The following is an 8745-nucleotide window of genomic DNA, read 5'->3' as shown; positions in this document are numbered from 1 at the left end:
TGTTTTTTGTTCGGCTGTAAACTGCCGCCTCGTTCTGCTCATCTGAACCTCCGATTTCTATTAGTATTTCATATCTATATTTACTTAGAAATACTTTTCTGCTGTCTGAAATCTTGGGTCCACTATAATATAAGGTGACGACCACCCTTGCTTTTACCGCCGCCAGCAATAACTTTGAACTTGCCATAGCGGTGGCGATAGCTGTTTTCGGGATAAACTCCGGTGCCGCGTTTGCGGCTGTCATAGGTCCTTTGGTGGAAGTTCCGGTTATGCTTGCCCTTGTTAATGCCGCTTTCTATTTCAGAAAACGCATGTTCTGACATATGGATAATAACCGTATAACAATTCTGTTTTATATTCATAAAATGATGGAGGTGTTTTATGGCTAAAAAAGTTCTCTTTGTATGTGTTCATAACAGCGCAAGAAGCCAGATGGCTGAAGCCTATCTTAATGCTTATTCTCTGGGCAGATTTGAAGCGGAAAGTGCAGGACTTGAACCCGGAGAGCTTAATCCCTATGTTATAAAGGTCATGGCGGAGGAAGGAATTGATATTTCTGGCAATTCCGCAAAGAGCGTATTCGACTTTTTTAAGCAGGGCAAATTATTTAACTATGTAATAACTGTGTGCGATACGGAGGCGTCGGAAAGATGCCCTATATTTCCGGGGATAACTTCACGGATACACTGGAGCTTTCCAGACCCTTCAACAGCGGCAGGAAGTGAAGAGGAAAAACTTGCTTATGCACGCAAAATAAGGGACATGGTAAAACAGCAGATAGTTAAATTCCTTGATGATGTAAATTAAAATAGAAAACAGAAAGTTTCGCAAATACTTGAAGCATTATAATTAAAAAAAACTGCTATGGGCAGAAAAGATGACGCCGATTGAATATCCGCGTCATCTTAATTTTCTATTGTGCTTTTTGCGGGCGTACTGTCAGGACGGGGCAGGGTGCGTTTTTGACAACCCCTTCGGCTGTGCTTCCGAATATGAAATGTTCAAATCCCTGCCGTCCGTGGGTTCCCATAACTATCATTGATGCGTCAAGCTCTTTTGCTTTCTCAACTATCCTTTCGTGAGGAACGCCGACTTCGTTTATTCCGGTGATATCTTGGAAGTCATCTCTGTGTCTTTCGCAGAAATCAGCGGTGAGTTTCGCCGCCGCTTCATCAATCTGCCTGTCCGTGTCCTCAAAGGAGATGTGCGGAACATAATAATCACGCAGATCAGTCTGGCGGTGGATAACGTGCATAACCGTTATCTCTGCGCCGAAAGCGCGCGCCATTGAGGCGGCATATTCAAAAGTAAATTCGGCGTTTTCTGATATATCCAATGCGAACAGTATCTTTTTAATATCCTTCATAATGTCCTCCTTCTCAGCTTATCCAGCCGCTCATTATGGCGAAACTGCTTGAAACTGAAACGACTATCCAGAGCAGAACTCCCTGTGCAAGGGGTTTTATGCCCGTTTTGCCCAGAACCTCCCTTGTCAGCCCGCTTCCTATGAGAAACAGCGTAACCACAAGACTCTGTTTCGCTATAGCGTTAAGCGGATTCCAAACCATATCAAGCTGCGGCAGAGATGTTTTTATCACCGCGGCAAGGATGAAACCGAGGATGAACATGGGAAATTTGACTTTGCCCTCTGATTTGCTGACCCACGCTGCAATCAGTGCCGCAGGCATTATCCATAGCGCCCTTGTGAGTTTCACCGTTGTTCCCACCGCCAGTGCCACGCTTCCGTATGCTGCCGCCGCACCGACAACACTGCTTGTGTCATGTATTGCGAGTGCGGACCACAGACCGAACTGGCGCTGTGCCATGCCGAGCAGATGTCCGATGGGAGGAAACAGGATGAGCGCCACGGAATTCAGAGTGAAAACCGTTGCCAGTGCCACGCCTATCTCTTCAGATTCCGCCTTTATGACAGGAGCCATGGCGGCGATTGCACTTCCGCCGCATATGGCTGACCCGAAGCTGATAAGGGTGGACGTGCGCTGGGGAATTTTAAACGCCCTGCCTAGCAGAAGCCCCACCGCCATTGATACAGTGATGCTTATGGCTGTGTAGATGAACGCGTCTTTGCCTGTTTTCAGCAGTTCCGGCAGGTTCATGCCGAAACCCAGACCGACAACAGAGGCCTGAAGCAGACGCCTGCTCCAGACGGATGTTGTTTTGCTCCACGGATTACCGAAGATGATGCCGAAACCTATTCCGGCTGTGAGCGCCATCGGCGCGCTGACCATCGGCAGACAGCAGCAGATGAGCAGAAGCCAGAATAATACCTTTAGCCCAAGATTGTTGTTCATGACAAACTCCGTCGTTTTATATTTGTTGCATTACAGTAGGACTTTTTGTATATAAATAAAAATTCAAAATATTTACTATTATATTCAGTTTTACTTATGAGAGGTTGATATGAATATAACTTTGCGGCAGCTTGAGATATTTGAAAAGGTGGCGGTCAGTCAGCATGTAACAAAGGCCAGTGAGCAGCTTTTTCTCAGTCAGTCGGCTGTCAGCATGGCGATAGCAGATATAGAGCGGATAACCGGAGCGCCTCTTTTCGAGCGCAGGGGAAGAAGACTGCTTCTCAACGACAGGGGCAGGGAGATTCTGCCCGAAGCACAGGAGGTTCTGAGAAGGGTTGATATGATAGAGCAGTTTCTGAACGAATCCGTCGGTGAACCTCTGGGTGTGCTTAAAGTCGGCGCCAGCACAACTATAGGTAACTATCTCCTTCCGAAGATAGTCGGCGAGTTTTCCAGACAGTACCCGCGCGCCAAAATACTGCTTTACGTCGCAAATACACAGCAGATAGAGGAGGCTGTGCAGAGCGGCGAATATGATCTGGGTTTGATAGAGGGTCCTTCGCATAACGCCGCTCTGGAAGCTACTCCATGGCGTGATGATGAGCTTGTGGTTATAGCGGGAAAGGGGCATCCGTTTGCTGTTGAAGGTACTGTCAATACTGAGATGCTTTCCGGTGCCGACTGGATAATCAGGGAAAAGGGATCGGGGACTCGCGAAGTTTTTGAGAGCGCAATGGCGGCGCGGGGTATAATGTATGGCGTATCTATGGAGCTTGGGCATACGGAGGCGATAAAAAAGGCAGTGGAAGAGGGACTTGGGATCGGCTGTCTGTCCAGAATGGCTGTTCAGCGGGAGCTGGACAATGGATGGCTCACGGAGGTGAAAACAGACCTTGACCTCAGACGCTCACTTTTCATTGTGACCGGAGAAGCGGTTTACAGAACTCGACTTTTCAGAGCATATCTCGATCTGCTGGAAAGAATTGATATAGCAGGCGAATAGTTTTTATATTCTAGCGAATTCAGCTCCGTTTCCGCCGCGTTTTTTGACTTTATAAATGCCGTCGTCCGCTTTTTTGATTATTGTTTTCATCTGTTCCTGAAGAACCTCGCCGTCGGTTACCACAGCCGACACCGCAGAAATGCTTAAGGTGGTGCCGTGGCGTTCAGACGTCATATATACTTCCTGAAGCCTTGATACGACCCTTTCCGCCGCAGATAGCTCTGTTTTCGGCAGAATGATGCCGAATTCGTCACCTCCGAAACGGAAAGGCACGTCCCGCCCGTTTCTTATAACTTCTGTCATGATAAGTGCCAGCTGTTTCAGAACTCTGTCACCGGTGTCGTGTCCGTAGGTGTCGTTTACCTGTTTGAACTTGTCGCAGTCAACCATTATAAGCGTCAGAGGTGTGCCGCTCCGATATGCATTCTCCGTTTCAACCTGAAAAACAGTATCAAAATACCTTCTGTTGAAAAGTCCGGTAAGTCCGTCCCTCTCTGCAAGTTTCTTCATCATGTTCGCTTCCGAACGGGTCTCTTTCAGGTTATAGATAAGCATATTGTTCTGCCCGCGTATAACCCTTGCCAGCGATTCGAGACTGCGCAGAACCTGAACAAGATAATTCTCTTCGTCCTTCTGCATTGGCAGGTCGAAATGTGTGTCGAAGTAGCCGTCTTTGATGCGTTCTGCAAATTCGTTTATCTTGAGCAGGTTGTTTTTGAAGAGCAGATATTCCAGCAGGGTTGTGATAGAGCGTGCCGACAGCAGCATGAAAAGCGGAATCAGTATGAGTCCGTTGTTTCCAGGTTTCAATACATGGTGTTCGTAAAGCAGGATTATCAGCATCATCGGGATTATGCCCAGACACAGAAGAACCAGAAAAAGATGCTTTCTTATCTTAAAGTTGACCTGAATTTTCGCAGATTTGGCAACAGTATTCATAGAACTCTCCATGCCTTCAAATTTCACGGGTTTGGGTTGAAAGCAGGCGTATCCGTGTTTTTGTGAGTTCAATGTTTCAGTAGTTTCCAAAAATTCAGCCCCGTTGAATCGGATAAAAAGATAATGAAAATCATTATCAAAAAATCATGCTGATGTCAATGTAAAATGTTCCAATTCAATTTGAGCCTCACTTTAGCAAAAGGGAGGAGTAATGCGAAATCTCTTATGGAATAAGCACTAGTGAGCATTTGTAATTTATTCTATGGCAATAAGACTGTTTTGACCCCATATTATTCATAACCCGCTTAAACTGTAGTTTAAAAATAGTACGGAGGACAAAGATGAAAGCACTTGTTTATCTGGGACCCGGTAAAAAAGCTGTTGAAGATCGGTCTATGCCGGAAATAATTGCTCCTGGGGATGCAGTTGTCAGGATTCTTAAAACCACCATATGCGGCACGGATCTTCATATTCTGAAGGGTGACGTAGCTACTTGTGCACCAGGCAGGGTTCTGGGACATGAAGGCGTAGGTATCGTCGAAAAAGTCGGTGCGGCAGTTTCAAACTTTAAAAAGGGTGACCATGTGCTTATCTCATGCATTTCTGCATGCGGTATATGCGAATACTGCCGCCGCGGTATGTTCTCTCATTGCGAAACAGGAGGCTGGATACTGGGCAACACCATAGACGGTACGCAGGCAGAATATGTGAGAATACCTCATGCATCGACCAGTCTTTACCACATTCCCGCCGGCGCAGATGAAGAGGCGCTGGTGATGTTAAGTGATATCCTGCCGACAGGGTTCGAGTGCGGAGTGCTTAACGGAAGGGTTTCACCAGGATCCACTGTCGCCATAGTCGGTGCCGGTCCGGTGGGTATGGCGACGCTGCTCACTGCACAGTTTTATTCACCAGCCAGACTTATCATGATTGATCTGGACGCGAACCGTCTTGAGGCGGCGAAAAAATTTGGCGCCACGGATATTGTCAATGCTGGTGAATGTGATGCAGTTGCGAGGGTCAGGGAGCTTACAGGCGGGAAGGGTGTTGACACTGCCATTGAAGCGGTGGGCGTTCCGTCCACTTTTGTTACATGTCAGCGGATAGTAGCCGCCGGCGGTACCATAGCGAACGTAGGTGTACACGGGGTAAAGGCTGATTTGCACCTTGAAGACCTTTGGTCACATAACATAACCATAACCACAAGATTGGTTGATACTGTGACAACTCCGATGCTTTTAAAAACGGTTCAGGCGGACAAAATAAAACCTGAGCTGCTGATCACGCACAGATTCAAAATGTCGCAGATAACAGAGGCTTATGAAGTGTTTGCCAAGGCAGCGGACACAAAAGCCCTTAAGGTCATAATAGAGGCAGATTAATATGAGGGGAGCATATGCTCCCCTGTATTGTTTAAGCGAATGAACAGATGTAGTCGGAAGGCGAAGTTACGAACATTGTGAAGGATGAGTTTTCGGGTATCTCGAAAACACCGCTGCCTTTGATGGTAAGCTTTTCCGTTTTTCCTGGGAGAAGAACTTCCATTTCGCCGCTGAGTATCTCCATCACCTCTGCTGCTGCAGTGTTAAAGGTATATTCGCCGGGCTGAATGAATCCGAGGGTTTTTCTTGAGCCGTCTTCAAATATAACAGAGCGGCTGACGACCTTGCCGTCGAAGAACACGTTAGCTTTTTTCACCACAGAAACGTTTTTGAATTCTGACATATCATTTCTCCGTATTTGTTTGCTGACGGCAGATTATACACAATCCTGCGTGCTTGTCCACCAGTTCGCTTCTATTACACTTTGTTACAAATTCAACACAATTTTAAACACACATAGCGGTATGTCCAGATTATATTGTAATTAGCAACGGAGGGAACATGCGAAAGGTTTATTTTCATTCAATATTTTTCAGACTGCTTATGCTTACGGTATGTCTTGCATTCTTTATAAATATGATCTTTTTCGGGGTGATACATTATTACTCGTTGAAGGCGGACAAGGGGCTTCGCACAAAGATGACTGATTACGCGAGATATCTCATGAACGACATCGGAACTCCGCCCGACAGGGAAAAGGCGCGTAAACTCGCCGAAAGGCTGGATATTGCTGTGGATTATGAAGCCGGCGACATGCGCTGGCGCGTCGGCAGTCTTCCGAAAGATTTTCCTGAGGACGGCTTCCATTCGGTTTATGAGGATGGCGACATATTAATCATGTTTATGCATGGATACACGGAGATAAAGAAAGAATCTGACATCGGACGGGTGATAATACGCATGTCTCCCGCACCGGAAGACCTGGACAGGCTCAGGAAGTACGGATATGGAGTATTTGCAGCCGTGATGTTCCTTCTTATCTGTACGTTCCTTTTGATAAGATACATGCTTTCCCCCATTAAAAAGATGTACTCGGCTATCGAAGAGGTGAAAAAAGGGAATTACGGCTTCAAAATACGCCATAGAGGAAATGACGAGCTGGCACAGCTTTGCACAACTTTTAACGAGCTTACTTCTGAAATTGAGAAGGCGGTGCGCTCAAGGGAACAGCTTCTCGCTGACATCGGACACGAACTGCGAACGCCTATGACCAGCATAAGGATAGCCGCCGACATGGTTAAGGATGATGAGCTTCGGGAATCCATTATAGACGACGTAGGGCAGATGGACAGTCTGACGGCAAAAATGCTGGAATCGGCAAGGCTCAATTTGTCCGACAGGGTTGTGGAGATGGATACAGTGGATTTTTCTGCTCTCATAGATAGAACGGCCGCCAAGATGAATTCAAGAGGTGCGAACATCGTAACCGATGTGGACAGCCAAATCAGTATATGCGCAAACCCCGATATGATGGAGAGCCTTATAAAGAACCTGCTGGGCAACGCCGTGAAGTATTCTTTCGGAGACCCTGTATCGGTGAAGGCGTTTGCTGACGATTCCGGATTGACATTGACAGTCGCGGACAAAGGAGAGGGAATTTCCGCAAAAGATATGCCGTATATTTTTGAACCGTTCTACAGATCAGATTCTGCCAGAACCAGAAACACCGGATACGGTCTGGGGCTTAGTCTTTGCAAGAAGATAACGGAGATTCACGGAGGTACTATCTCTGTTCGGAGTGAAGAAGGGCGCGGAACCGAAGTTGAGGTGACGCTTCCGAAAGAGTTGATTAATAAATAAGTGAGGGAAAAAATGGAAACATCAGCACAAAACAAAACAAAGGAAGAAGTGATTGAGGCATTCAGAATGATGTGGGGGAACTATCCGTCTCCTGTCATGCTCATCACATATACGCACGAGATAGTTGCCGTAAACGATGTCTGCGCATCTTACGGCACCCCCCTGGGTGTTAAATGCTTTTCACTCGGAGGAAACCATTCAGGATGCAAAGCAGCTGCGGCGAAAATATCCGGAAAAGCTGTCAGACATGTCGCTTATGCTGCAGACAGTGACGTCGTATACGACGGATACTGGCTGCCTGTTTGCGGCGAATATCTGGTACATTTCGGAAACGACATAACAGCATATGTGGATGCAGACAGGTTTAAAAATGAAACAGCTTAATACGATTGCGCTATTTATTACCGCTGTTATATTTATAGCAGTGCTGACAGCAGCAGTTATCCTGACCGCAAGATAGGTGAAGCATGGAGAACAGGGTTCTGATTGTTGATGACGACGTGAAGCTTTGCAGGATGCTGACGAGATATCTGGGAGAATTCTCCTATGTAGTTGACAGTCTTAACGATCCTTCGGAGGTGGAAGCGTATCTTGCTTCTTCGTTTCCGTCCATAATCGTTCTCGATGTCATGATGCCGAAGATGAACGGTTTTGAACTGTGCAGACGGATCAGAAAAATTTCGGATATACCTGTCATAATGCTTTCCGCCAGAGGGTCTGTGGAAGACAGGATAGCCGGACTTGAATCCGGTGCCGACGATTATCTCGCAAAACCTTTTGAACCGCGGGAACTCGTCGCCAGAATATCGGCGATTCTGAAACGTTCGGAAAAACAGCCTGAACAGGCACCGGACAGTATTTTCAGGTTCGGTGATTTAAAAGTCGATACAAAAACTTTCAGGGCTTCGCTGAACGACGGCGAACTGGAGCTGACCCGTGCGGAATTCCTTGTTCTGGCACTTATGGTACGCAATCCTTACCGTGTTCTTGACAGGGACAGGATACTGAACGAGCTGAAAGGTATTGACTGCGAGGCGTTCAACCGAACTGCCGACGTTACCGTCAGCAGACTCAGAACAAAACTGGGTGATGATCCGAAGAACCCTAAGTTCATAAGAACCGTCTGGGGCGAAGGATATATATTCATAGCTGAAAAATAAAAAGGGAGGCTTTCGCCTCCCTCAGACTGATGACAAACGCCGTATTTCGTGAGAAGTGCGGCGTTTTTTGTTTTTGTATCTTGTTATTTCTTTTTCCGGTTTATATCGCAGCCGAAAGCTGATTTTCATCATTTATCACGGGTATT

Annotated in this window: 10 protein-coding genes and 1 pseudogene; 7 read left to right on the top strand and 4 right to left on the bottom strand. The window is 46.7% G+C overall.

All coding sequences use genetic code 11. The annotated features are described in order from the left end of the window. Positions 1-137: 137 nt before the first annotated feature. Positions 138-320, top strand: a pseudogene (locus tag LRY47_RS14020) (arsenical-resistance protein); the annotation flags it as partial. A gap of 61 nt (positions 321-381) precedes the next feature. Then, positions 382-807 (top strand): arsenate reductase ArsC, encoded by a 426-nt coding sequence (locus LRY47_RS14015; protein ID WP_295226502.1) that lies wholly within the window; start codon positions 382-384, stop codon positions 805-807. Positions 808-913: 106 nt separating this feature from the next. Here LRY47_RS14015 and LRY47_RS14010 read toward each other — a convergent pair whose 3' ends face one another. Together LRY47_RS14010 and LRY47_RS14005 are read right to left on the bottom strand one after the other, a co-directional pair. Beyond that, positions 914-1366 carry a universal stress protein gene (locus tag LRY47_RS14010; RefSeq protein ID WP_295226500.1) on the bottom strand — a complete coding sequence of 151 codons (453 nt, stop codon included), beginning with the start codon at positions 1364-1366 and terminating at the stop codon, positions 914-916. 13 nt (positions 1367-1379) lie between these two features. Further along, on the bottom strand, positions 1380-2312 hold the full coding sequence (locus tag LRY47_RS14005) for a putative sulfate exporter family transporter (protein WP_295226497.1): 933 nt from the start codon (positions 2310-2312) through the stop codon (positions 1380-1382). Positions 2313-2421: 109 nt separating this feature from the next. On the opposite strand from LRY47_RS14005, the gene LRY47_RS14000 reads away from it, so the two are divergent. Next, positions 2422-3318 carry a LysR substrate-binding domain-containing protein gene (locus LRY47_RS14000; RefSeq protein ID WP_295226495.1) on the top strand — a complete coding sequence of 299 codons (897 nt, stop codon included), beginning with the start codon at positions 2422-2424 and terminating at the stop codon, positions 3316-3318. A 3-nt stretch (positions 3319-3321) separates the two neighbouring features. Here the strand turns inward: LRY47_RS14000 and LRY47_RS13995 are convergent, their stop codons facing one another. Then, positions 3322-4347 (bottom strand): GGDEF domain-containing protein, encoded by a 1026-nt coding sequence (locus LRY47_RS13995; protein ID WP_295226494.1) that lies wholly within the window; start codon positions 4345-4347, stop codon positions 3322-3324. A gap of 251 nt (positions 4348-4598) precedes the next feature. On the opposite strand from LRY47_RS13995, the gene LRY47_RS13990 reads away from it, so the two are divergent. Then, positions 4599-5639 (top strand): zinc-dependent alcohol dehydrogenase family protein, encoded by a 1041-nt coding sequence (locus tag LRY47_RS13990; RefSeq protein ID WP_295226492.1) that lies wholly within the window; start codon positions 4599-4601, stop codon positions 5637-5639. A gap of 31 nt (positions 5640-5670) precedes the next feature. On the opposite strand, the gene LRY47_RS13985 is transcribed toward LRY47_RS13990, so the two are convergent. Beyond that, the gene (locus LRY47_RS13985) at positions 5671-5982 is read right to left on the bottom strand and encodes a pyrimidine/purine nucleoside phosphorylase (protein WP_295226490.1); all 312 of its coding nucleotides are present in this window, start codon (positions 5980-5982) and stop codon (positions 5671-5673) included. Positions 5983-6140: 158 nt separating this feature from the next. On the opposite strand from LRY47_RS13985, the gene LRY47_RS13980 reads away from it, so the two are divergent. The 3 genes from LRY47_RS13980 (at position 6141) to LRY47_RS13970 (ending at position 8599) form a co-directional block, all read left to right on the top strand. Continuing rightward, complete coding sequence (locus tag LRY47_RS13980; protein ID WP_295226488.1) at positions 6141-7439, top strand: HAMP domain-containing sensor histidine kinase; 1299 nt, start codon at positions 6141-6143, stop codon at positions 7437-7439. Between the two features lie 12 nt (positions 7440-7451). Further along, on the top strand, positions 7452-7823 hold the full coding sequence (locus tag LRY47_RS13975) for a hypothetical protein (RefSeq protein ID WP_295226486.1): 372 nt from the start codon (positions 7452-7454) through the stop codon (positions 7821-7823). Positions 7824-7906: 83 nt separating this feature from the next. Further along, on the top strand, positions 7907-8599 hold the full coding sequence (locus tag LRY47_RS13970) for a response regulator transcription factor (RefSeq protein WP_295226485.1): 693 nt from the start codon (positions 7907-7909) through the stop codon (positions 8597-8599). The last annotated feature ends 146 nt before the right edge of the window (positions 8600-8745 follow it).

Source organism: Seleniivibrio sp. (assembly GCF_021209385.1).
GTDB lineage: Bacteria > Chrysiogenota > Deferribacteres > Deferribacterales > Geovibrionaceae > Seleniivibrio.
Note: the sequence above shows the minus strand (reverse complement) of the source record. Positions and strands in the feature narration are given on the sequence as shown.

Coding starts and splice junctions, on each gene's coding strand:
- LRY47_RS14015 (WP_295226502.1), top strand. CDS start 382: ATGGCTAAAAAAGTTCTCTTTGTATGTGTTCATAACAGCGCAAGAAGC.
- LRY47_RS14010 (WP_295226500.1), bottom strand. CDS start 1,366: ATGAAGGATATTAAAAAGATACTGTTCGCATTGGATATATCAGAAAAC.
- LRY47_RS14005 (WP_295226497.1), bottom strand. CDS start 2,312: ATGAACAACAATCTTGGGCTAAAGGTATTATTCTGGCTTCTGCTCATC.
- LRY47_RS14000 (WP_295226495.1), top strand. CDS start 2,422: ATGAATATAACTTTGCGGCAGCTTGAGATATTTGAAAAGGTGGCGGTC.
- LRY47_RS13990 (WP_295226492.1), top strand. CDS start 4,599: ATGAAAGCACTTGTTTATCTGGGACCCGGTAAAAAAGCTGTTGAAGAT.
- LRY47_RS13985 (WP_295226490.1), bottom strand. CDS start 5,982: ATGTCAGAATTCAAAAACGTTTCTGTGGTGAAAAAAGCTAACGTGTTC.
- LRY47_RS13980 (WP_295226488.1), top strand. CDS start 6,141: ATGCGAAAGGTTTATTTTCATTCAATATTTTTCAGACTGCTTATGCTT.
- LRY47_RS13975 (WP_295226486.1), top strand. CDS start 7,452: ATGGAAACATCAGCACAAAACAAAACAAAGGAAGAAGTGATTGAGGCA.
- LRY47_RS13970 (WP_295226485.1), top strand. CDS start 7,907: ATGGAGAACAGGGTTCTGATTGTTGATGACGACGTGAAGCTTTGCAGG.